General features: G+C 71.0%; 19 protein-coding genes. 8 read left to right on the top strand and 11 right to left on the bottom strand.

Annotated features, from left to right (window positions below; translation table 11 throughout):
• Window positions 1–106 precede the first annotated feature (106 nt).
• Window positions 107–1,168: a medium chain dehydrogenase/reductase family protein gene (locus tag G3I19_RS10040; RefSeq protein WP_164262283.1), complete on the bottom strand. Its 1,062-nt coding sequence runs from the start codon at window positions 1,166–1,168 to the stop codon at window positions 107–109.
• A 104-nt stretch (window positions 1,169–1,272) separates the two neighbouring features.
• Here G3I19_RS10040 and G3I19_RS10035 point away from each other — a divergent pair, with 104 nt between their 5' ends.
• Window positions 1,273–1,959 (top strand): TetR/AcrR family transcriptional regulator, encoded by a 687-nt coding sequence (locus tag G3I19_RS10035; protein ID WP_164262281.1) that lies wholly within the window; start codon window positions 1,273–1,275, stop codon window positions 1,957–1,959.
• Between the two features lie 277 nt (window positions 1,960–2,236).
• Here the strand turns inward: G3I19_RS10035 and G3I19_RS10030 are convergent, their stop codons facing one another.
• Entirely contained in the window at window positions 2,237–3,127 is an 891-nt protein-coding gene (locus G3I19_RS10030; RefSeq protein ID WP_164262279.1) for a LysR family transcriptional regulator, read from the bottom strand.
• A 70-nt stretch (window positions 3,128–3,197) separates the two neighbouring features.
• On the opposite strand from G3I19_RS10030, the gene G3I19_RS10025 reads away from it, so the two are divergent.
• The 3 genes from G3I19_RS10025 to G3I19_RS10015 all read left to right on the top strand — a co-directional run bounded on the left by G3I19_RS10025 (window position 3,198) and on the right by G3I19_RS10015 (window position 4,600).
• A complete protein-coding gene (locus G3I19_RS10025; RefSeq protein ID WP_164262277.1) occupies window positions 3,198–3,515 on the top strand; it encodes a hypothetical protein in 318 nt (105 codons plus the stop codon).
• Window positions 3,512–4,258, top strand: a complete 747-nt coding sequence (locus G3I19_RS10020) for an SDR family oxidoreductase (protein ID WP_164262275.1) — start codon at window positions 3,512–3,514, stop codon at window positions 4,256–4,258. The genes G3I19_RS10025 and G3I19_RS10020 overlap by 4 nt, the downstream gene beginning before the upstream one ends.
• Window positions 4,259–4,399: 141 nt before the next feature.
• Complete coding sequence (locus G3I19_RS10015) at window positions 4,400–4,600, top strand: DUF1918 domain-containing protein (protein WP_164262273.1); 201 nt, start codon at window positions 4,400–4,402, stop codon at window positions 4,598–4,600.
• Window positions 4,601–4,828: 228 nt separating this feature from the next.
• Here G3I19_RS10015 and G3I19_RS10010 read toward each other — a convergent pair whose 3' ends face one another.
• Together G3I19_RS10010 and G3I19_RS10005 are read right to left on the bottom strand one after the other, a co-directional pair.
• On the bottom strand, window positions 4,829–6,877 hold the full coding sequence (locus G3I19_RS10010; protein WP_164262271.1) for a SpoIIE family protein phosphatase: 2,049 nt from the start codon (window positions 6,875–6,877) through the stop codon (window positions 4,829–4,831).
• Between the two features lie 93 nt (window positions 6,878–6,970).
• On the bottom strand, window positions 6,971–7,477 hold the full coding sequence (locus G3I19_RS10005; RefSeq protein ID WP_164262269.1) for a DUF664 domain-containing protein: 507 nt from the start codon (window positions 7,475–7,477) through the stop codon (window positions 6,971–6,973).
• A gap of 315 nt (window positions 7,478–7,792) precedes the next feature.
• Here G3I19_RS10005 and G3I19_RS10000 point away from each other — a divergent pair, with 315 nt between their 5' ends.
• Window positions 7,793–10,225, top strand: a complete 2,433-nt coding sequence (locus tag G3I19_RS10000) for a GH92 family glycosyl hydrolase (protein ID WP_164262266.1) — start codon at window positions 7,793–7,795, stop codon at window positions 10,223–10,225.
• Window positions 10,226–10,372: 147 nt separating this feature from the next.
• Here G3I19_RS10000 and G3I19_RS09995 read toward each other — a convergent pair whose 3' ends face one another.
• From G3I19_RS09995 to G3I19_RS09980, 4 genes are all read right to left on the bottom strand, one after another.
• The gene (locus G3I19_RS09995) at window positions 10,373–10,798 is read right to left on the bottom strand and encodes a hypothetical protein (protein WP_164262264.1); all 426 of its coding nucleotides are present in this window, start codon (window positions 10,796–10,798) and stop codon (window positions 10,373–10,375) included.
• A gap of 162 nt (window positions 10,799–10,960) precedes the next feature.
• Window positions 10,961–11,632 carry a DNA polymerase ligase N-terminal domain-containing protein gene (locus tag G3I19_RS09990; protein ID WP_164262262.1) on the bottom strand — a complete coding sequence of 224 codons (672 nt, stop codon included), beginning with the start codon at window positions 11,630–11,632 and terminating at the stop codon, window positions 10,961–10,963.
• Between the two features lie 20 nt (window positions 11,633–11,652).
• On the bottom strand, window positions 11,653–13,152 hold the full coding sequence (locus G3I19_RS09985) for an MFS transporter (protein ID WP_164262260.1): 1,500 nt from the start codon (window positions 13,150–13,152) through the stop codon (window positions 11,653–11,655).
• A 261-nt stretch (window positions 13,153–13,413) separates the two neighbouring features.
• On the bottom strand, window positions 13,414–13,617 hold the full coding sequence (locus tag G3I19_RS09980) for a cold-shock protein (protein WP_164262258.1): 204 nt from the start codon (window positions 13,615–13,617) through the stop codon (window positions 13,414–13,416).
• Between the two features lie 467 nt (window positions 13,618–14,084).
• Here G3I19_RS09980 and G3I19_RS09975 point away from each other — a divergent pair, with 467 nt between their 5' ends.
• From G3I19_RS09975 to G3I19_RS09965, 3 genes are all read left to right on the top strand, one after another.
• Window positions 14,085–15,281: a S1 family peptidase gene (locus tag G3I19_RS09975; protein ID WP_164262257.1), complete on the top strand. Its 1,197-nt coding sequence runs from the start codon at window positions 14,085–14,087 to the stop codon at window positions 15,279–15,281.
• 290 nt (window positions 15,282–15,571) lie between these two features.
• A complete protein-coding gene (locus tag G3I19_RS09970) occupies window positions 15,572–16,402 on the top strand; it encodes a PP2C family protein-serine/threonine phosphatase (protein WP_164262254.1) in 831 nt (276 codons plus the stop codon).
• Window positions 16,403–16,450: 48 nt separating this feature from the next.
• Window positions 16,451–17,455: an MASE1 domain-containing protein gene (locus G3I19_RS09965; protein ID WP_164262252.1), complete on the top strand. Its 1,005-nt coding sequence runs from the start codon at window positions 16,451–16,453 to the stop codon at window positions 17,453–17,455.
• A gap of 40 nt (window positions 17,456–17,495) precedes the next feature.
• Here the strand turns inward: G3I19_RS09965 and G3I19_RS09960 are convergent, their stop codons facing one another.
• From G3I19_RS09960 to G3I19_RS09950, 3 genes are read right to left on the bottom strand one after another with little or no spacing between them, the layout of a single operon-like run.
• Complete coding sequence (locus tag G3I19_RS09960; protein WP_164262250.1) at window positions 17,496–18,065, bottom strand: isochorismatase family cysteine hydrolase; 570 nt, start codon at window positions 18,063–18,065, stop codon at window positions 17,496–17,498.
• Window positions 18,062–19,807 carry an MFS transporter gene (locus G3I19_RS09955; RefSeq protein WP_164262248.1) on the bottom strand — a complete coding sequence of 582 codons (1,746 nt, stop codon included), beginning with the start codon at window positions 19,805–19,807 and terminating at the stop codon, window positions 18,062–18,064. The genes G3I19_RS09960 and G3I19_RS09955 overlap by 4 nt, the downstream gene beginning before the upstream one ends.
• Window positions 19,807–20,265, bottom strand: coding sequence for a MarR family transcriptional regulator (locus G3I19_RS09950; protein ID WP_164262246.1), 459 nt, complete (start codon window positions 20,263–20,265; stop codon window positions 19,807–19,809). The genes G3I19_RS09955 and G3I19_RS09950 overlap by 1 nt, the downstream gene beginning before the upstream one ends.
• Window positions 20,266–20,672 lie beyond the last annotated feature (407 nt).

The raw sequence follows: 20,672 nt of genomic DNA, 5'->3' as shown, positions 1-20,672 counted from the left end.
CCGCCGGTCCCGGACTTACCGGTCCCCCTGCAGCCATCAGAGCCGCCTGGCCCCCGGCAGCAGCCACGGCCGGGGGCTACGGCGCCGGGAGCTACGGCACTGGCGGCTACGGCACCGGGGTCAGGACGACCTTCCCCGAGACCGTTCCCGACTCGGCCAGCCGCAGCGCCTCGGCCGCACGGTCCAGCGGGATCCGGGCCGCGACCGGTGCGGTGAGCGACCCGTCGGCGAGCAGTTCCAGCACCTGGATCAGGTCGGTCCGGGTCCGCGCCCGGAACGCCTCCACGCTCCGCCTGCCCGCCCAGAGGTTGTAGAAGGTGGCGCGGCGGCGGTTGGGCAGCAGATTCCACAGGGCCAGCCGCCCGAACAGCAGGAGCACCGGCAGCCGGGCGGATCCCGGCGTGTCACGGGTGGCCGCGGTGCCGTACGACACGAGGGCGCCGCCCGGCGCGAGCAGCCGGAACGAGTCGACAATGCCGGCGCCGCCGACATGGTCGAAGACGGCGTCCACACCCTGCGGGGCGGCGGCCCGCAGCCGGTCGGCCAGACCGGGCGCCCGGTAGTCGACGGGCACGACACCCAGGGCGCGCAGGGCCTCGTGGTGGCGGGGCGAGGCCGTGCCGATCACCCGGACTCCGGCGAGCAGCGCCAGCTGTACGAGCGTGGATCCCACACCGCCGTTCGCGCCGTGCACCAGCACGGTCTGCCCGGCCCGCACCCGGGCGGTGCGGTGCAGCATCTGCCAGGCGGTGACGCCGTTGACGACAAGGGTCTCGGCCTCGGCCGGGTCGATGCCGTCGGGCACCGGAATCAGATCAGCGGCGGTGACCGGCAGACGGTCCGCCCAGCCCCCGGTCTTGAGCAGCGCGGCGAACCGGCCGCCCACCAGTCCGCCGTCCACGCCGGGCCCGGTCTCCACGACCGTGCCCACCACGTCGTAGCCGGGCACGAAGGGGTACGGCGGCTGGTCGTAGTACTTGCCCCGGCGCATCTGCTGCTCGGCGAACGAGACACCGGTGGCTTCCATCTCCAGCAGCACCTCACCGGGCCCGGGGACGGGCACCGGCCGGGTCCGCACTTCCAGGCCCTCCGGCTCCACGATGCCCGGCAGGACGACCTCTGTGACCGTGGCGTCCTTCGGGGAGCGGGTTTTATCGGTGTTCGTCATCGCGCCACCGCCTTCCGTTATTGCTTCAGCTTTTCGTTATAACCTCTTACTTCAGAGTGAAGCTGTTACGATCGATTGTCAAGCGCGGCATGAAAGGACCCCGTATGAGCGAAGAGAGCACGCCTCCCCGCACGCCCCCCACGCCGGTCGACCGACGCGCACGCCTGCGGGAACAGACCAGACGGGAAGCCAAGGACATCGCCCTGGAACAGCTGGCCAGGACGGGACCTGCCGGGATCTCGGTCAACGCGATCGCCAAAACGATGGGCATGACAGGTCCGGCGCTCTACCGCTACTTCGCCAGCCGCGACGAACTCCTCACGGCGCTCATCGCCGACGCGTACACCGACCTCGCCGAGGCACTGACCCGGGCCGGCAACGAGCCAGGAGGCGCCGCGGCGCCCACGGACGGGGGCACCCCGGATGACACCGCGGCCGACAGCACGGCGGGCGGTTCCGGGCAGGCCCGGGGAGCGCGGCTGCGCAGGTTCGCGTACGCCTGGCGGGCCTGGGCGAAGGAGCATCCTGACCGCTATCTGCTGATCTACGGGACCCCGGTACCGGGCTACACCGCGCCGGAGGAGACCCGCGTCATCGCGAACGGGATGCTGCGGAGCGCGGTGGCCGCCTGCGAGGAACTCGGCCCGGCGGACACGGCGGAGGAGCGGGCGCTGCGGGCCTGGACCCGGATGCACGGCCTGGTCGGCCTGGAGGTCGCGGGCCACTTCGACGGCATGGACTTCGACGTGGACCGGCTCTTCTCGGCGGAGGTGGAGAGCCTCATCCGGTGAGCAGCGACCGGTCAACTCACCTGGCAGGGAGCCCCGTTCGCAATAACGCTCCCCCGGGCCCAGTGCCCCGGGCCGGGCCCCGGCTCCTGGCGCAGGCCCTCGCTGAGCACCATCACCGCCGACGCGACCACCGCTCTCGGAGGCATCGCCCTCGCCTCGGCGGGACCCGAACGGCGCGAGCAGGCCGAACACCTGCTCGGCCTCGCCCTGGACGGGTCCCTGGACGGACTGAAAGCCACTTCATGAGCGGGCCGCCTCCGGCAGGCGGCGCGCGTCGTCAGGGCCGGGCTGCCTGCCCGCCAGGTCCGTCCGCACGTGCTCGGGTCGCGTGCCGGCGCGACCCGAGCACGGCGGCCACGAAGGACGCGACCAGCGGTCGGCGGTCCTGCTCGTTCCAGGCGAGCACCAGGCGACTGGGCGGCGCGTCGGCCACCGGGACACGGACCAGGCCGGGCGGGGCCGGTTCCACCAGCGAGCGCGGCAGCACCCCGATCATCCGGCGCACCGTGATCATCTGGAACAGCTGGACCACATCGGCGACCTCGGGGCCCGTGCCGTCGCCCCCGGGGACCCCTTTCCACCGCGGCAGCGTCTCGCCCGCCAGATCGGACATGCTCACCGTGGCGCGCCCGGCCAGCCGGTGCCCGGACGGGACGATGGCCACCCGGTCCTCGGCGAGCAGCGTCTCGTGGTCCAGGCCCTCCAGATCGTCGAACGGCGCATAGAGCAGCCCGACGTCGGCCCGGCCGTCGCGCAGGAAGTCGGTGCGGTCGGCGGCGCCGCTGAACAGGATGTCCACCCGGCGGGCGTCGGGCTGTTGGGCGTACTCGGCCAGGATCCCGGACAGCAAGCCGGCGTCGCCGCCCGGCTTGAGCACGAGCCGCAGACGGGTCTGGGTGTCGCCGGCGCGCCGCGCACTCCGGACGGCGGCGCTCACCGCGTTGAGCGCATGCCGCCCGTGTTCCCGCAACGCCGCCCCGGCGGAGGTGAGTTCGACATGGCGGCTGGAGCGGATGAACAGCTGGACGCCGAGCCTGGTCTCGATCCGCCGGATCGCCTTGGACAGCGCCGGCTGAGCGATCGAGAGCCGGGCGGCGGCCCGGCCGAAGTGCAGCTCGTCGGCGAGAGCGATGAAGTACTCCAGCTCCCGGGTCTCCAGTTCAACCATGCCTCCAGGTTATCGCTGAAGAACGAACGGGTCTTGGACGCCGGTGGCGTACGCCGTCAAGGATGGACGCATGATCAAACACACCATGATTGTTGCCTTCGACCAGCCGCTGCCCGACACCGAGCTCGACCAATACCTCGCAGACATCGAACGGGCCATGCTCGAATCCGGTCTCGTCCAGTCGTTCGCGGCCCGGCGCCATCTCCCCGTCCCGGGCGAAGAGGCCATTCCGGCGCTGATCGCGACCGCGATCGTGCAGGTCTCACTCCCCGACGCCGAAGCGCTGGCGGAGGCGTTCGCCTCGCCCGGCCTGCACGAGGTCATCGGCCGCTGGCAGTCGCGGCACCCGTACCGGGTCGCCTGGGCGAACCACGAGGCGCTGGTATGAGCGCCGGTTCCCGGAAAGCGGGGCTGGTCACCGGGGCCGGCAGCGGGATCGGCCGCGCGACGGCGCTGGAGTTCGCCCGCGGCGGCGCCGCGGTCGCCGTGCTCGACATCGACGAGCGTGCTGCGGCCGAGACCACCGAAATGATCAGACAGGCCGGCGGGGAAGCGCTGACCGCCGCCGTCGACATCGCCGACGAGGACTCCGTGCGGGCAGCCGTCGAGCGTACGGTCGCGGCGTACGGCGGTCTCGACTTCGCCGTGAACAACGCCGGTATGGCCTCGCACCACCGGCAGCTCGACCGGCTGCCCCTGGACGAGTTCGAGCGCGTGGTGCACGTCAATCTGGCCGGGACCTTCCTGTGCATGAAGTACGAGCTGCCGCTGCTCGGCGGCGGTGGCGCGATCGTCAACATCGCCTCCAACGGCGGGCTGTACGCGATCCCGCACGCCCCCGCCTATGTGGCCGCCAAACACGGGGTCGTGGGGCTCACCAAGGCCGCCGCGGTGGACTACGCGCCGGAGAACATCCGGGTCAACGCCGTCTGCCCGGGACCGACCGGCACCGCCGGGTTCGACAGAGTAGCGGCCGGGACCGACATGGTCGCGCGGCAGACGGCGATCACCCCGCTCGGCCGACTGGCCGCGCCGGAGGAGGTGGCGGCAGCGGCGGTCTGGCTCTGCTCGGACGCCGCGTCCTACGTCACCGGGATCGCGATGTCGGTCGACGGCGGGCGGCGGGCCTGAGACACGTCACACCGGGACCTCCGCAGCGCGTGAACGGGTGAACGGGTGAACGCGCCTCGGCTGAACGTGTCCGACGCGGTGACGCCCCGGGCGTGCGGTGAGGTGAAGTCGGTCCTGACCCCAGCGAAAGGAATCGGTGAGATGCACGCCAGCGAGGGAGACCGCCTTGTGGTCCACGGCCGGACCGTGGGCGCGAACGACCACGTGGTGGAGATCGTTGAGGTGCTGGGCGCCAACGGCACACCGCCTTACCGCGTGCGGGCGGAGAACGGACACGAGACGATCATGTCTCCGGGTCCGGACTCCGTCGTGGAGCACCGAAGCACCGGCGAAGAGGGCTGAGCCGGTCCTGACGCCCCCTTCGGACGGACCGTTGCAAGCCCGTCATCGGCCTGAGGCCGGTGCGGAAGAGGCGCGTCCGTGCGGCGGCCCCGGTGTGGCGGCCTTGGTACGGGGGCCTCGGTCTGGCGGCCTCGGTGTGAACACAGCAGTTTCGAGCCGCTGTTGCTCATACGGGGGTCGGCCAGGCCCCACCGGCACGACCAGGCCCGTGAGCGCCGCCCGCTCAGCTCAGGCTCCGGCCCCGGGCTCGAACTCGCACCAGACGGCCTTGCCGTCACCGCGCGGCTCGACCCCCCACCGGGCCGACACCGCGTCGATCATCATCAGGCCGCGCCCCGAGGTGGCCGCCTCACCGGGGGTACGCCGCCGCGGCCAGGCGCTGGACCTGTCCTTGACCCAGAGCCGGATCCGCCGCACGGGCTCCGGCAGCACCTCAAGTGTCAGTACGGCGCCGCCCTCCGTGTGGAGCAGCACATTCACCAGGAGCTCCCCCGCGGCAAGTTCGACGTCGTCCACCAGCTCTTCGAGCCCCCACGCCTCCAGCGCGCCGCGCAGCACGGCGCGGGCCTCGGCGAGCCCTTCCGGGTCCGCCTGGTGAATGTACTGATGGATACGGGGTGCCTGCGGGGTGCCCGGGTCGGGCGCCCGGCGCAGCACCAGCAGTGCCACGTCGTCACTGGTGCCCCAGCGCTCCCAGAGCCGGGCCGCCAGGTCGTCCGCGAGCGCCTCCGCCTCCTCGGGTCCCTGGCGCACCGCGTCGGCGAGCGCGTCCATCCCCACCCCGATGTCCGTGCCGGGCTCCTCGACCAGGCCGTCGGTGCAGAGCAGCAGGGTCTCGCCGGGCACCAGGTCGAGCCGGGTCTCGGGGTACTCCTCCTGCCCGAACTCCGTGCCCAGGCCCAGCGGGAGACCGCCGCGTACGTTCGGCCAGCCGACCCGCCCGTCGGTGTGCCGGATCAGCGGTCCCAGATGCCCGGCGCGGACCGCCCTGATCGCACCCGACGCCAGATCGACCTGGGCGTATGTGCAGGTGGCGAAGCGGTCGGTGTCCAGTTCGGCGAGGAAGCGGGAGGCGCGCGCCAGCACCGTGCCCGGGGTATGGCCCTCCCCCGCGTACGCACGCAGCGCGATCCGGAGCTGGCCCATGATGGCCGACGCGTGTGTGTCATGACCCTGAACGTCGCCGACCACGATGCCCACCCGGCCGCGCGGCAGCGCCACGACGTCGTACCAGTCGCCGCCGACCTCCCTGCCGCTCCACGCCGAGTGGTACCGCACGGCGATCTCCGCTGACGGGAATTCGGGGATGCGCCGCGGCAGCATGGCGGACTGGAGCCCGGTGGCGAACTCCCTCTCCTGGTCGAAGAGGACAGCGCGCTGCAGGGACTGGGCGACGATGCCCGCAAGCCCCAGACAGAGGTTGCGGTCCTCCGACGAGAAGCGGCTGCGGCCCCGGTAGAAGAGCGCCAGACATCCGATGGAGCGGGCCTGCGCGATCAGCGGCAGGAAGGCCGCCGCGTCGAGCCCCATCCGCTGGACGTACGGGCGCAGTCGCGGGAACTCCTCCGACAGGTCCTCCAGCGAGGTGACGAACCGCGGCTGCTGGGAAAGCACCGCGTCGGCCAGCGGCAGCGAGTCGTCCAGCCGATGGCGCCTGAGGTCGTCCAGGACATGCATCGAGTCCCCGGCGAGCGCGACCAGCTCCAGTGCGCCGCCCGCGACCAGACCGAGGACGAGCCCGTCCGCGTCGAAGCGTTCAAGGCCGTCCTCGCCGGTCAGCACCGCGGTCACATCGTCCACGGTGACCGCCCTGGACAGCGCATCGGTGGTCCCCTGGACCATGGTGGTCAGCCGCCGCCGGCCGGCCTCGGCGGGGTTGACGGTGGCGAATTCGGTGAGATCGGTCGTCGCGTTGCGGACGATTCCGATGACGCGGTACGGGACGTCCCGTTCGTCGCGCAGGATCCGGCCGCGGGTATGGGTCCACTGCCGGATCCCGTTGCGGCGGCGCAGCTGGAAGTACACCCCGTACGAGGAACGGCCGCTCCGGACGGCCTGTGTCAGCGCCACGTCGAGCCGGTGGCCCTCCTCGGGCGGGATACGGCTGCCCAGGGACTCGGGACGGCCGTCGAACTCGTCGGGGCGCAGATCGAACACCGCGAGACCGGGCTCGTCGAACTCCAGCTTCCCGCCGCGCAGGTCCCAGTCGAAACTGCCCATACGGTTGAGGGCCAGCCGCTCGCCCGGCCCGATCAGGGGTAGATCTCGTCCTGCCATACGGTCGCTCCGGAGGAGGGCTGAGGTGCCCAAAGCTTAACTTTTCGCAGGGTGCCCCGCATCAGGGCTGCTGCCGGCCCCCGCCCCGCCGCGCTACCGGCGTTCCAGCGATCCCCGGACGAAGGCCGCCTGCCCCACGTGCTGCATGTCGTCGCCGATGACGCTGATCAGCCGGACACCGAGCGTGACCGGCGGTGACCACGCCTCGTCCACCACCCGGTCGAGCGCGGCGTCGTCGAGCCCCCGGACGAAGTCCACGGTCCGCTCGTGGACCGCGTCGTAGTAGCCGGTCAGCAGAGCGGCGTCGGCCCGCACCTGGGCGACCTGCCCGGCGCTCTGGCCGTAGCCGGTCTCCGTGTCCGTGAAGGGCAGCTCGAAGCGGTCGGCCCAGCCCTGGTCCAGCCACACCTGCTCCTGGCCGGACGCGTCGGCCACGTGGTCGTCCTGCACCCGGGCCAGATGCCAGACCAGCCAGGCGATCGAGTTCGCCCCGCTGTCCAGCTGCGCGCCGAGGTCCTCGGCCGAAAGGCCGTCGACCGCCTCATGGACGGACTCCTGGACCCGGCCGAACGCGTCTGCCAGCACATCTGCGGTGTTCATCGGCTGCTCCTCGGCCGTACGAGTGGGACCGCTCCGGTCGGCCGTCTCCGGAACGGTTTGCCTGGCTGCCTGACCCGACTGCCTGACCTGCTTCCCTGTCCACCTTCGCCGGTCACCGGTCCCGGCAGAGTGTTCGACACGCGCTCCGTCGCACAAGCCCTGTCCGGGCCTCTTCACCTCCCGTTCACCGAACGGGCTGCCCGTGTCATGTCCCCTACCTCCCCGGCGACTTATGATCGCGTCGCCCCTACGTGACGGATGACGAACGGCCGGCGCACAGGGGCTGTCCACCGCCCCCGCCGGAAGGCCCGTTCCATGCTCTTCGGAAGACCACCCCGTTCCCGCAGCAGAACCCGCGCGTCGGCCGCGGCAGTGGGAGTCGTCACCGCGCTGACTGCCGCTCTGCTCGCTCCGTCGGCCGAGGCCGCGCCCCTGGTGCAGCAGCCGACCGCGTACGTCGACCCGCTGATCGGCTCGTCCAACGGCGGCAACACCTACCCCGGGGCCACCGCTCCGTACGGAATGATCGGCTGGTCCCCGACCAGCACCAATGGCGACCAGACCAACACGGCGGCCGCCAACGGCTACGACTACAACACGACCCGCATGCGGGGGCTGAGCCTCACCCATGTCAATGGCGCCGGATGCGCCCCTGGTGCTGCGGGCGACGTACCGATCATGCCGTTCGTCGGCGATGTCACGTCGTCACCGTCCGCCGACACCAAGGACGCGGTCTACGCCGCCGGCTTCAAGCACGAGAACGAGAGCGCCACCCCGGGCCGCTACCGGGTGGGCCTCGACTCCGGCGCATCGGCGGATCTCGCCGTCAGCCCGCGGGCCGGAGTGGCCGACTTCGCCTTCCCGGCCGGGAAGCCCGCCAGTCTGCTCTTCCGCGTCTCCAACTCGCTCAACGGCAGCGAGGACGCCCACGTCGACATCGACACCGCCCACCACAAGGTGACCGGCTGGGTACTCACCGGCGCCTTCTGCGGCCGCCGCGCCAACGGAGGCACCAACAACCGCAAGAGCTACTACAAGCTGTACTTCAGCGCCTCCTTCGACCGGGCCTTCTCCTCGCACGGGACCTGGAAGGACGGGACGCTCTCCCCGGGCTCCGTCTCCGGCTCGGGCGGCGAGGGCTACGCGACCGGAGCGGACCGCGCGGGACGTGGTTCGGGCGGCTATGTCGGCTTCGACACCTCGTCCGACAACGATGTCAGAATGCGTCTGGGGATCTCGTACGTCAGTCTCGGCGGCGCGGAGACCAATCTGCGCCAGGAGATCGCGCCCCGGGCGAGCGTCGCCGATGTCGCACGCGGCACCAGCCGGTCCTGGGACCGCGAGCTGCGAGCGGTACGGATCGGCGGCGGCAGCACCGCCCAGCGCACCACCTTCTACACCGCGCTCTACCACTCGCTGATGGAGCCGAACCTGATCAGCGACACCGACGGCCGTTACCCCGGCATGGACGGGGTCCCGCACCGGATCGAGCGGGGGCAGCGGGCGCAGTACAGCAACTTCTCCGGCTGGGACCAGTACCGCGCGCAGATACAGCTGCTGGCCGCCCTGAAGCCGGAGGTGGCAGGTGACTTCGCGCAGTCGCTGTACAACTTCTCCCGCCAGAACGACGGTGTGTGGGACCGCTGGGTGCACATCAGCGGCGCCACCCATGTGATGACCGGTGACCCCACGGCGGCGACACTGGCGACCTTCTACGCCATGGGCGTGCGGAACTTCGACTACCGGGGCGCCTTCGACTCCCTGGTGCGCCAGGCCACCGTGCCCCGGCCTGACGACCTGTCGGACGCCGGGTGCCCCGGTCAGTGCACGGGCCAGCGCCCCAACCTCGCCCAGTACCTGGTCTCGCACTACGCGCCGCAGGACGTCTGCCACTGCTGGGGCGGCGCCGCCGAGACCCTGGAGGACGCGGTCGCCGACTCGGCCCTGGCGAAGTGGGCGAAGCTGCTCGGCCGGACCGACGAGGCGGCCGAGTTCACCGCACGCGGTGCCTGGTGGCGCAATGTCTTCAACCCGCAGGCCACCGAGGGCGCCGGCTACATCCAGGCACGGAACGCGGACGGGTCCTGGGTGACGCCGTTCGACCCGGGCAGCGACCTCGGCTTCGCCCAGGGCACCAGTGCGACCTACAGCTGGATGGTGCCGCAGGACGTCCAGGGGCTGGCCGCCGCGATGGGCGGGCGTACGGCAGCGGCCGGCCGGCTCGACGGCTTCTTCCACACCGCGGACGGCGCCTGGTCGGTCAAGGGCGGCGACGCCCTGCGCTACGACCCGACCAACGAGCCGGGCATCCACGCCCCGTGGCTCTACAACGCGCTCGGGCAGCCCTGGAAGACACAGGCCACCGTCCGGCAGATCCTGAACACCGTGTACGGCACGGGACCTTCCGGACTGCCGGGCAACGACGACCTGGGCACCATGTCCGCCTGGTACGTGTTCTCCGCGCTCGGCCTGTATCCGCAGACACCGGGCAGCGCGTCGATGCTGGTCGGCGCACCGCTGTTCCCGAAGGCGGTCGTGAGCCGCGCGGGCCGCGGCGACATCACCCTCAGCGCCCCGGCGGCGGACGCGTCGCATCCGTACATCAGCGGGCTTTCCGTCAACGGCCGCAGCAGTGACCGCTCCTGGACCGACGCCCGGCTGATCACCTCGGGCGGCAGCCTGGCCTACCGGCTGTCGGACCGGCCCGACACGACCTGGGCGACCGCACCCGGCGGCCTTCCGCACTGACCACCGGGCGGGCCGTCAGAACCCGGGGGCCGAGGCCGCGGCAGCCTCGGCCCCCGGTCACCGGTGTTCTGCGCGCCCGCCGGCCGCCGGGGAGTGCGCCTCGCCGGCCGCCGGGGGGGGCCGCGCCACCGGACCAAGTCCAACGGGTCAGGCCGGCCTGCCCAGCGACCAGCCGGACACATCGGCGAGCCGGCCGCGCCACAGCGGAAGCGTCACCGTGTTCACCGCACCGGCCACCAGCGTCGCGTCGCGCAGATGGATCCAGCGGGGCAGCTGGTGCGCGTCCTCGTCGCCGTGGAGTTCACTGAGCGCCTGGTCGACGGTCTCGGGGAACCCGGCCACCACATCGGCGCCGGACCCGCCCAGCTCCCGCAGACTCTTCGACCAGTCGGCCTTCCACGCCTCGTGGGCGATGAGGTCGCCGTACAGCACACCGCCCGGAACGTTCAGCGTGACCGGCAGGCTCGCCCGCAGCTGCTCGCCGAGCAGCCGGACGAGCAACTGGAGCTGCAGATCAGGGACGGGCTCCGTGACGGTCGGTACGGGGTCGCGCTGCTCCGGGGAGCTGTTCATCCACATGTCCTCTCGTGAAGCGGCCGGGCCGCCGCGGGTGGGTCTTCGCCACCACACGGATGGTGCCATCCGGGGGCCGCGCCGCCGCCCAGCGGGGCCACCCGCACCACTGCCACCTGCCCCGCCGGCGGCGGTCCAGCGCCTGCCCGGCGGAAATTCCGCTCAGCTCTCCCCGTCGCCCTCGTCCACCGCGCTCCGGGCGACCTGCTGGAGTGTTCTTCCGGTACGGACCGAGCGCGCCCGGCGGGGGTCCGTGGTGCCACCGCTGTCCCGGGGCGCCGTCCGGGGCCCGCCGGTCCCGTCCCGCGCCGTGCCGGTCTTCTCCCTCGCCTTGATGAGCAGCCATGCCTCGGGGTCGGTGCTGTCGCCGCCGCCGTGGAAACGCGTCAGCGCGTACTCACCCTGCAGCTTGGCGCCGTCCAGCCAGAAGGTCGCGTGGCCGCGTTCGATGGACTCCCCGAACGGGACGGTGTGTCCCCGGCGGTCGTGGCTGAGCGGCCGGTACGTGCCCTCGTCCCAGACGATCACCGTGCCACCGCCGTACTCGCCCTTCGGGATGACCCCTTCGAACTCCCGGTACTCCAGCGGGTGGTCCTCGGTCGGTACGGCGAGCCGCTTGTCCTTCGGCTCCGTCGACGGCCCCTTCGGCACGGCCCAGGACTTGAGTACGCCGTCCACCTCCAGCCTGAAGTCGAAGTGCATCCGGCGCGCGTCGTGGATCTGCACGACAAAGCAGGGTGCGTCACCCTCTCCGGCCGCCCCGCCGCGGGGCTCCGACGTCGTCCCGAAATCCCGCTTGCCGCGGTACTTTCCCAGCGGTTCGTCGCCGCTCATGTGCGGTGCCTTCCTCGCGTTCATACGGCGGGCGCGCTCGGTGGCCCGGCCGGCCGGCCGGTGGGCTTCGTCCGCTGGGAGAGCGGGCGCGCGATGTCCTCGAGGGACTTGCCCTCGGCGTCCACCGCGAACAGCACGGCCACCACCCCGGCGGCGACCATCAGCGCGGCGCCGATACAGAAGGCCACGACGGCGTCCGAGACCACACCGCTCGACGTCAGACCGGAGAAGATGAGCGGCCCCGAGATACCTCCGGCCGCGGTACCGAGCGCGTAGAACAGGGCGATCGCCATGGCCCGGGTCTCCATCGGAAAGATCTCGCTCACCGTCAGGTACGCCGAACTGGCCCCGGCCGAGGCGAAGAACAGCACCACGCACCAGCACACCGTCATCGTCGTCGCGTTGAGCCATCCCTGGTCGAAGAGCCAGGCGGTGACGAAGAGCAGCAGCCCCGAGAGGATGTACGTACCCGAGATCATCTTCTTGCGCCCGACGGTGTCGAAGAGCCTGCCGAGCAGCAGCGGGCCGAGGAAGTTTCCGAACGCGATGACCGCGAAGAAGTACCCCGTCGTACCGCTGGACACCCCGAAGAACTTCACCAGGATGGAACTGAACCCGAAGGTGATGGCGTTGTAGAGGAACGCCTGGCCGATGAAGAGCGAGAAGCCGAGCGTCGCGCGCTTGGGGTACGCGCGGAAGAGCGTGCGGCCGATCTCGACGAAACTGATGCTTCTGCGCTGCTCGATGGTGATGGCCCGGCCCGCTTTCGGCAGCGGGGCGCCGGTCTCCTCCTCGATCTCCTTCTCGGCTCCCTCGACGATCGCGTTGGCCCCGTCGGACTGCCCGTGGATGAACATCCAGCGCGGGCTCTCCGGCACATGCCGCCGTACGAGGAGGATGACCAGGCCGAGCACGACGCCGAGTGCGAACGTGAGGCGCCAGCCGATGTTCTCGGGGAAGATCCCGGTGTCCAGGGCCAGGACCGAGAGGAGGGCGCCGCCCATCGCGCCGAGCCAGTAACTGCCGTTGATGATCAGGTCGACCCGGCCGCGGTACTTGCTCGGGATCAGTTCGTCGATGGCGGAGTTGATGGCCGCGTACTCGCCGCCGATTCCGAAGCCGGTGAGGAACCTGAAGAGGAAGAACCACCAGGCCGAGAAGGAGAGCGCGGTCATCGCGGTCGACGCCAGATAGACCGCGAGGGTGATGAGGAAGAGCTTCTTGCGGCCGAACCGGTCGGTGAGCCACCCGAAGACCAGCGCGCCCGAGCAGGCACCGGCCACGTAGAGAGCGGCTCCGAGCCCGGTGACCTGGGAGTCGCTGATGGGCAGTCCACTGCCGCTCTCCGAGAGGCGGCTGGCGATATTGCCCACCACGGTGACTTCGAGACCGTCGAGAATCCAGACCGTACCGAGGCCGACCACGATCATCCAGTGCCAGCGCGACCAGGGCAGCCGGTCCAGCCGGGCGGGCACCTCCGTGGTGATGGTGCCGATGGCGGGGCCTCCGGCGCTGCTCATCAGATTCCTCCTGCGTACGGCGGCTCCGGCGGCAGCCGGGAAACATCGCTGCCCAGGAGATCATCCATACAAACAGGGGCGCCTGCCCGCGGAATACGCCCGTACGGCCCATCGTGCGCCGGAGCGCGCTCCGGCGTGGCGCCGTTCCGCCCGGCGGCGGCCTCCGGGCCGGCGGCCGTTCCAGGGGCGAACACTCCGTGAAGATCCGGAAACGGCAGTGCCCGCCTCCGGCACAGGCCGGAGGCGGGCACACCCGCCGGGTCAGGCCGGGACGATGTTCTCCGCCTGCGGGCCCTTCTGGCCCTGCGTGATGTCGAAGTTCACCTTCTGGCCCTCCTGCAGCTCGCGGAAGCCCTGAGCGTTGATGTTGGAGTAGTGGGCGAAGACGTCCGGGCCCCCACCATCCTGCTCAATGAAGCCGAAACCCTTTTCCGCGTTGAACCACTTAACGGTGCCACTGGCCATGATTGCCCTCCAAGGGGACTCGAAGTCGGCTCCCGCACTTCGCGGGGGCCGGAGGTGATCGCCCTGGTCCTCGGAGACGCCGAACAGCAGACCCGCCCGTGCATGTACGCACGGGCGAGAGGTACTTCGGAACCACGACAGCTGGGTGAGACGCTACACGGCCGAACGCGCGGCGACCCCGTCGGCTCATCCGTTGAGCCCCTCCTGGCGCACATCCGGCCGTTTCATTGCGTTCGATATGACGATCAATGTCCTACTCGCCCCCGCCTCGGGGCACCCGAAAGTGCGTATCGAGATCAGAACAGAAGAAATTCGCGCTCCGTCGCGTCGCGCTCCGTCACGCGCCCGCAGAACCCCCATTCATTGGCATGGACCTGATCACATACTTTCGGCTACGCTCCGCTGCGGCACACTCTGAGAGCGCTCCCAACGGGGCGCGCCCGGACGCCTGCTGTTCCATCCCCACGATGCTGGAACAACAGAAGGGCCAGACCTTGAGACGCAGCACGCTCACCCGCACCGCACTGTCCGCATTTCTCGTGCTCGGGACCTGGGCGACAGCCGGACTCGTCCCGGCATCCGCCGCCGACTCCCCCTCCCCCTCGTCCGAATCCTCCGCACGCGCCGCACAGCCGGCATCCGACGGTCTGCTTTCGGCCATGCGCAAGGACCTCGGCCTGACAGCGAGCCAGGCCCGGGCGCGTCTGGCCTCCGAACGGACCGCCACAGCACTCCAGGGCACGGCGCGCCGCGCGGCCGGCTCCTCCTTCGGCGGCGACTGGTACGACGCGAAGAGCGGAAAACTGACGGTCGCCCTGACCGGCAGCGCCAAGTCCGGAGCGGTCCGGGCGACCGGCGCGGCCGTCACTCTGGTCAAGCACAGCGCCCGTGAACTCGACGCGGCCAAGAAGCGGCTGGACAAGGGCGGCGCACCGGCCGGTGTCAGCAGCTGGCACGTGGACCCGAAGGCCAACCGGGTCGTGGTGGACGTCGTCGCCTCAGCAAAGGATGACAACGATGTCCAGGCGTTCGTCGCACGGGCCGGGCAGACCGGTGCCGTCACGGTGAACCAGGTTCCGGCGGCGGCCAGGACCCTGTCGGCCGGCACGGTGGGCGGCGACCCGTACTACACGGGCAACGTCCGCTGCTCCATCGGCTTCTCCGTCAACGGCGGCTTCGTCACCGCGGGACACTGCGGGCAGCCGGGAGCCGCCGTCAGCGGCTGGGACGGCTCGGCCGTGGGCACCTTCCAGGGTTCTTCGTTCCCGGGCAACGACTACGCCTGGGTCAGCGTCGGCAACGGATGGTGGACGGTCCCGGTGGTCCTCGGCTGGGGCACGGTCTCCGACCAGCTGGTCCGCGGCTCGGCGGCGGCTCCGGTGGGCGCGTCCATCTGCCGCTCGGGCTCCACCTCGCACTGGCACTGCGGGAACGTCCTGGCCACCAACGAGACCGTGAACTACAGCGAGGGCGCGGTCAACGAGCTGACCAAGACGAACGTCTGCGCCGAGCCGGGCGACTCCGGCGGTTCCTTCATCAGCGGCGACCAGGCGCAGGGGGTGACGTCCGGCGGCTGGGGCGACTGCACCGGCGGCGGGGAGACCTGGTTCCAGCCCATCAACGAGATCCTGAACCAGTACGGCCTGACGCTGACCACGGCCTGAGGACGGCGGTACCACCCGCACCCGGCTGGGTCCGGGGCCTGCCGCGGCGGACGCGCACTCGTCCGCCGCGGCAGGCACGCCCCCGGGAACGACACGGCACCGTACCGGCCCGCGCACCTGCGGGGGCTGCGGAATCCGCGCTCCGGAAATAAGATGCAGTTAACGGTCTCCGGACCCCCCACGGGCCGTGATCGTCGGAGAGGAGAGGCCCGACAGGCCGGTACACGGTCTGCCCCGCGACCACGGGCCCCCGGTCGCGGCCCGGGAACAAACGCACCGCGGAGCCGCTCATGAACCGGCGTCGTCCTCCTCGTTCCGCAAGCGCCGACGAGCTCCTCACCACGCTCCACGAGCTCACCGCCCAGGCCCGGCGGGAGGTTGAGCTGCACCAGGCGCGGGTGGAACTGGCCGAGGCGCTGCAGCGCAACATGCTCCCGGCCCACCTCCCCGACCTGCCGGGGCTGCGTACCGCGGCCCGCTACACCCCGGCCCGCAGTGGGCTGGACATCGGCGGCGACTGGTACGACGGGTTCCCGCTCCCGGACGGTTCGCTCGGGTTCGCCATCGGCGACGTCCAGGGGCACGATGTCGAGGCCGCCGCCTTCATGGGCCAGATCCGGATCGGTATGCGGGCCATCGCCACCACCGCTTCGGACCCCGGCGAGATCATCGGCCGGACCAACAACCTGCTGCTCTCGGTGAACTCCACGCTCTTCGCGACCTGCACCGTCCTGCGCTTCGACCCGGTCACCTGGGAGATCGACAGCGCCCGCGCCGGACATGTGCCGGCCGTCTGGGCCCTGGCGGACGGCCGGACGGGCATCATCGATGACGCGGGGGGCCTGCCGCTCGGCATCGCGGAGAAGCAGCGTTATCCGGTCACCCGGCGGCGGCTGACGGGGCAGGGCGCCTTCATACTGATCACCGACGGTGTGATCGAGGGGCCGTCGTTCTCGATCGAGAAGGGCCTGGAGGCTGTCATGCGCCGGGCGAGTGTCCTGGCCGGCAGCGGCGCCGGGGAACTGGCCGACGAGATCATCAAAGCCGCCGTCCTCACCGGCCATGAGGACGACGCCGCCGTTCTCGTGCTGTGCCACGACAGCGCACCCGGCAGGACGTGAGCGGGACTCGCGTGTCTTGGCCGCCGGGGGCTCGGGGCACGGTGTCTGATGGACGCCGTGATCCGCAGCGAGACAGCCCGAGAGGCGACGGCAACCGCCCTGCGTATTCTCGCTGTCGCGGTCGCGTACTACGTGTCCGGCCGGATCGGGCTGCTGCGGCAGGTGACCGTCCACGGTGCCGTGGTCACACCCCTGTGGCCGCCGACGGGTGTCGCGGTGGGCTGCCTGCTGTACTGGGGGCTCCGGGTCTGGCCAGGTATCGCCATCGGGGCCCTGCTCGCCGTGGCATGGACCGCCCAGTCACTCGACCTCGGCGACATCGGCATCATCGCGGGCAACACGCTCGCCCCTGTCTGCGCTTTCCTGATGCTCCGCGGGGCGGACTTCCGGATGGATCTGTCCCGGTTGCGGGACGGCACCGCGCTGGTCTTCCTCGGAGCACTCGGTGCCATGCTCGTCAGCGCGACAACGGGGGCGAGCATACTGCTCCTTGAGGACAAACTCCCCAAGAGCGGCTACTGGCCGGTGTGGTTCGCCTGGTGGGCCGGGGACGCGGTGGGGGTCCTGATGGTGACCCCGTTGCTGCTTCTCCTGCGCAGGCTCCGGCTGCCCCGCCGTACCGACAGATGGGTGGAGGCCGGCGCGCTGGTGATCGCCGCCGCGATCGTGGTCCCGGTGGCGACCGGGAGCCACTACGCCCTGCTCTTCCTGGTCTTTCCGCTGCTGATCTGGGCGGCGCTCCGGTTCGAGCTCGCGGGCAGCGCGCCCTGCGCGCTTCTGGTGGCCGTGCTCGCGGTCATCGCGGCGACCGGCCGGGCGGGTTCCTTCAGCAGTCTCACGCTGTTCGAAGCCATGATCAACCTGACGGCGCTCAACGGGTCGGTGGCGCTGACCGCGCTGCTGCTCGCCGCGATCGTCACCGAACACAAGAACGTGCGCCGCCGTATCGAGCGCGCCTGCGAGGAGCTGGCCGATGTGGTCGAGCAGCTCCTGCCGGGCGAGAAGCGGCGCGGCTGGCCCTCGTCGGACACCCGCCGGCGCGACAGCGGCTGAGGGGGCAGGGCCCCTGCCGCCGGCGCGCCGGACGGCCGGCTCACTGTCCGATGGCCGCGGCCCACTTCTCGGTGCTGACGACGTCCGCCTGGCGGGGGAACACCTTCTCCGTCAGGACCCGGTGCACCTCCGCGTCGCCGTCGACGCAGCAGTCGTCCAGGACGGTGAGGCCGAAGTCCAGGTCGGCGGCCTGCCTCAGGGTCGAGAGCACCACACCGCTGGTGGCGATTCCGGTGAGGACGAGGCTGTCCGTCCCGCCGGCCCTGAGCACCATGTCGAGGTCGCTCCCGGCGAACGCGCTGACCCGCTTCTTGGTGACCACGATGTCGCCTTCCTGGGGCGCCACATCGGGGTGAATCCGGGCATTCGGGTCGCCCTCGGCGAATCCCGCGCCCGCACCCGCGCCCGCGAGAGCGCTGAACGACTTGTTGCGCGGGCTGACCTCGGGGTGTCCGGTACGGAAGCCGACCACCACGTAGATGACCGGTATACCGGCCCCACGCGCCGCACTGATCGCCCGGCCCACCCGCGCCAGATACCCGGGGTCGTTGCCGATGCGCTCGACGATGCCCTGCTGGACGTCCATCACGAGAAGGGCGCTTTTCGTCATCTCTTCTTACCTTTCAGCGTGTTGCCGGGTTTCGGGGAGGCGGCGGAGCCGCCGGCCGGCCCGGCCTTGGAGGGGCGGCCGCGCAGCAGCGAGGCCAGTGCGGCGACCAGAGCCATCACGGTGGCGACACCGAAGACGGTGACGAGTCCGTGGTGGAACGGGCCGGAGACGAGTCCGGGGAAGAACTCCTTGCCGGTCAGGGCCAGGACGTTGTGCGCGGGGAGCTTGTCCAGCACACCGCTGGGCTGGAGGAGGTGGCTGATGGGGTTCTTGCCGAGGAAGGTGGCGAACAGCGTACTCACCGGGGGCAGTTCCGCGACCTGCTGCGCCGTTCCGCTGGGCACCCCCTGCCCCTGCAGACCGCTGCGCAGCGCGTGCGGCAGCGTCCCCGCGAGTCCGGAGATCATCAGGGAGAACGAGAGGCCGATCGACAGTGCGGTGCCCGAGTTCTGGAACGTCGAGCGCATTCCGGAGGCGACTCCACGCTGCTCCGGCGGCACACTGCCCATGATCGCCGAGGTGTTCGGGGCGGAGAACATCCCCTGGCCGAGACCGCTGAGCAGCAGCAGGGCCGCGAATTCGGGGTACGAGAAGTTCACCGGCAGGAGCAGCAGCCCGATGAACCCGCAGGCCACGAGAAGGAGCCCGGTGGTGGAGAACAGCCGCGCTCCGTAACGGTCGGACAGGAAGCCGGACACCGGCCCCGCGATGAGGAATCCGATGGTCAGCGGCAGCATGAAGATGCCTGCCCACAACGGGGTGCTCTCGAAGTCGTATCCGCGCAGCGGAAGCCAGATGCCCTGCAGCCAGATGATGAGCATGAACTGGAGCCCGCCGCGGGCGATGGCGGTGAGCAGGGCCGCGAGGTTCCCCGCGGCGAAGGCACGGACCCGGAACAGGCCGAGCCGGAACATCGGTTCGGCGACGCGGGTCTCGATGAGGCAGAAGGCCACGAGCAGCAGCAGTCCGCCGCCGAGCCCGCCCAGCACCATGGGGTTGGTCCAGCCGGTCGGGTGGCCGCCGTAGGGCTGGATCCCGTAGGTGATGGCGGCGAGCAGGATGCCGGCCCCGGCCGTGAAGGTGATGTTGCCCGCCCAGTCGATTCGGCCCGCCGTGCGGGAGCCGGTCTCCCGCAGGCTGCGGTACGACCAGATCGTGCCGAAGACGCCGATCGGCACGCTGACCCAGAACACCGCGCGCCAGTCGATGGTGGCCAGCAGACCACCCGCGAGCAGACCGAGGAACTGCCCGGCCAGGGCGGTGATCTGGTTGATGCCGAGCGCCATACCGCGCTGCCTGGCGGGGAACGCGTCGGTGAGGATGGCCGCCGAGTTCGCGGTCAGCATCGAGCCGCCGAAGGCCTGCACGACACGGAACCCGATCAGCCACAGCGCGCCGGGACCGCCCTTCAGCGGATCGAGCGAGAGGGCGAGGGACGCACACGCGAAGATCGCGAAACCCATGTTGTACATCCGGACCCGGCCGAACATGTCGCCGAGCCTGCCGAGCGCGACCACCAGCACAGCTGAGACCAGCAGATAGCCGAGGATCATCCAGAGCAGATAGCCGATGTTCCCGGGGGCGAGCGGATCGAGTCCGATGCCCCGGAAGATGGCGGGCAGGGAGATGATCACGATCGAGGCGTCCATGGTCGCGATCAGCACACCGAGCGTGGTGTTGGAGAGCGCGATCCATTTGTAGCGGTCGCTCACTTCGGCGTTCCCGCTCCGGGTCGCCGGCATTACAGCCGCTCCGCGAGCCGGTCGAGCAGCGGCACGACCGCGAGCAGCCGTTGCCGTTCGGCGGGCGTGAACTCCTCGTCGAGGACCTCGGTGAGCCGCTGCACGGATTCCGAACGGCGGTCGATCAGCACCTTGCGGCCGGCTTCGGTCACCTCTATCACCGCGCGCCGGCCGTCGCTTGAGTCCGGTCTGCGGGTCACCAGGCCGCGCTCCTCCAGCGCGGCCAGCGTGGATGCCATGGCCTGTGGACGCACCCGCTCCAGTTCGGCGAGCGAGCCGGGGGAATCCGCTCCGTCCCGGCTCAGCCGGGAGATCACGGACACCTCGGAGAGCGTCACGTCACCGACCCGGTGTGCCTGCCTGAGCCGGCGGGCTATCCGGGCCACCGCCAGCCGTATGGACGCCGCCGCGCCGGCGGCGTCCGCCGGTTCCGCGCTCTCACCCGTCGTGTCGGTCACGCCATCGCCCCCGCTGTCGTCCGGTCCGCTGCCGGTGTCCGGCTCTCCACTCCTGCCAAGTACTAACAATAGGCTTATCAATCCATCATAACCACTGGGCGTGCTCCCCCGTCCCGTCACCGGGGACAGCCGTTCGGCGCAACACGGCGCCGACCGGCCATCCACCCGCTCACCTGGTGCTTTGCACGCGGGAATCGGTGCGGCCGCCCGTCGCCGCAGGCCCTCGGGCCCCCTGCCGCCCTAGCCTTCGAAGCACCAGGCCGCGCCGCGGACGCCGTCCGCGCGATGCCTGCCGCTGCTTTCCGGTCCGGGGTTCACCATGAAGGAAGCTGCCATGGACGACGGCCCGCCCACACCAGGCCCGGCCACCGGAACGCGCCGGCCGACGGGTGGCCACGACCGGGTGC

Source organism: Streptomyces sp. SID10853 (genome assembly GCF_010548145.1).
In the GTDB taxonomy this organism is placed as follows: Bacteria; Actinomycetota; Actinomycetes; order Streptomycetales; family Streptomycetaceae; genus Streptomyces.
Note: the sequence above shows the minus strand (reverse complement) of the source record. Positions and strands in the feature narration are given on the sequence as shown.

Excerpts from the sequence above, each read along its gene's own strand:
- G3I19_RS10040 (WP_164262283.1), bottom strand. The coding sequence starts at position 1,168 with ATGACGAACACCGATAAAACCCGCTCCCCGAAGGACGCCACGGTCACA.
- G3I19_RS10035 (WP_164262281.1), top strand. The coding sequence starts at position 1,273 with ATGAGCGAAGAGAGCACGCCTCCCCGCACGCCCCCCACGCCGGTCGAC.
- G3I19_RS10030 (WP_164262279.1), bottom strand. The coding sequence starts at position 3,127 with ATGGTTGAACTGGAGACCCGGGAGCTGGAGTACTTCATCGCTCTCGCC.
- G3I19_RS10025 (WP_164262277.1), top strand. The coding sequence starts at position 3,198 with ATGATCAAACACACCATGATTGTTGCCTTCGACCAGCCGCTGCCCGAC.
- G3I19_RS10020 (WP_164262275.1), top strand. The coding sequence starts at position 3,512 with ATGAGCGCCGGTTCCCGGAAAGCGGGGCTGGTCACCGGGGCCGGCAGC.
- G3I19_RS10015 (WP_164262273.1), top strand. The coding sequence starts at position 4,400 with ATGCACGCCAGCGAGGGAGACCGCCTTGTGGTCCACGGCCGGACCGTG.
- G3I19_RS10010 (WP_164262271.1), bottom strand. The coding sequence starts at position 6,877 with ATGGCAGGACGAGATCTACCCCTGATCGGGCCGGGCGAGCGGCTGGCC.
- G3I19_RS10005 (WP_164262269.1), bottom strand. The coding sequence starts at position 7,477 with ATGAACACCGCAGATGTGCTGGCAGACGCGTTCGGCCGGGTCCAGGAG.
- G3I19_RS10000 (WP_164262266.1), top strand. The coding sequence starts at position 7,793 with ATGCTCTTCGGAAGACCACCCCGTTCCCGCAGCAGAACCCGCGCGTCG.
- G3I19_RS09995 (WP_164262264.1), bottom strand. The coding sequence starts at position 10,798 with ATGAACAGCTCCCCGGAGCAGCGCGACCCCGTACCGACCGTCACGGAG.
- G3I19_RS09990 (WP_164262262.1), bottom strand. The coding sequence starts at position 11,632 with ATGAGCGGCGACGAACCGCTGGGAAAGTACCGCGGCAAGCGGGATTTC.
- G3I19_RS09985 (WP_164262260.1), bottom strand. The coding sequence starts at position 13,152 with ATGAGCAGCGCCGGAGGCCCCGCCATCGGCACCATCACCACGGAGGTG.
- G3I19_RS09980 (WP_164262258.1), bottom strand. The coding sequence starts at position 13,617 with ATGGCCAGTGGCACCGTTAAGTGGTTCAACGCGGAAAAGGGTTTCGGC.
- G3I19_RS09975 (WP_164262257.1), top strand. The coding sequence starts at position 14,085 with ATGCTGGAACAACAGAAGGGCCAGACCTTGAGACGCAGCACGCTCACC.
- G3I19_RS09970 (WP_164262254.1), top strand. The coding sequence starts at position 15,572 with ATGAACCGGCGTCGTCCTCCTCGTTCCGCAAGCGCCGACGAGCTCCTC.
- G3I19_RS09965 (WP_164262252.1), top strand. The coding sequence starts at position 16,451 with ATGGACGCCGTGATCCGCAGCGAGACAGCCCGAGAGGCGACGGCAACC.
- G3I19_RS09960 (WP_164262250.1), bottom strand. The coding sequence starts at position 18,065 with ATGACGAAAAGCGCCCTTCTCGTGATGGACGTCCAGCAGGGCATCGTC.
- G3I19_RS09955 (WP_164262248.1), bottom strand. The coding sequence starts at position 19,807 with ATGCCGGCGACCCGGAGCGGGAACGCCGAAGTGAGCGACCGCTACAAA.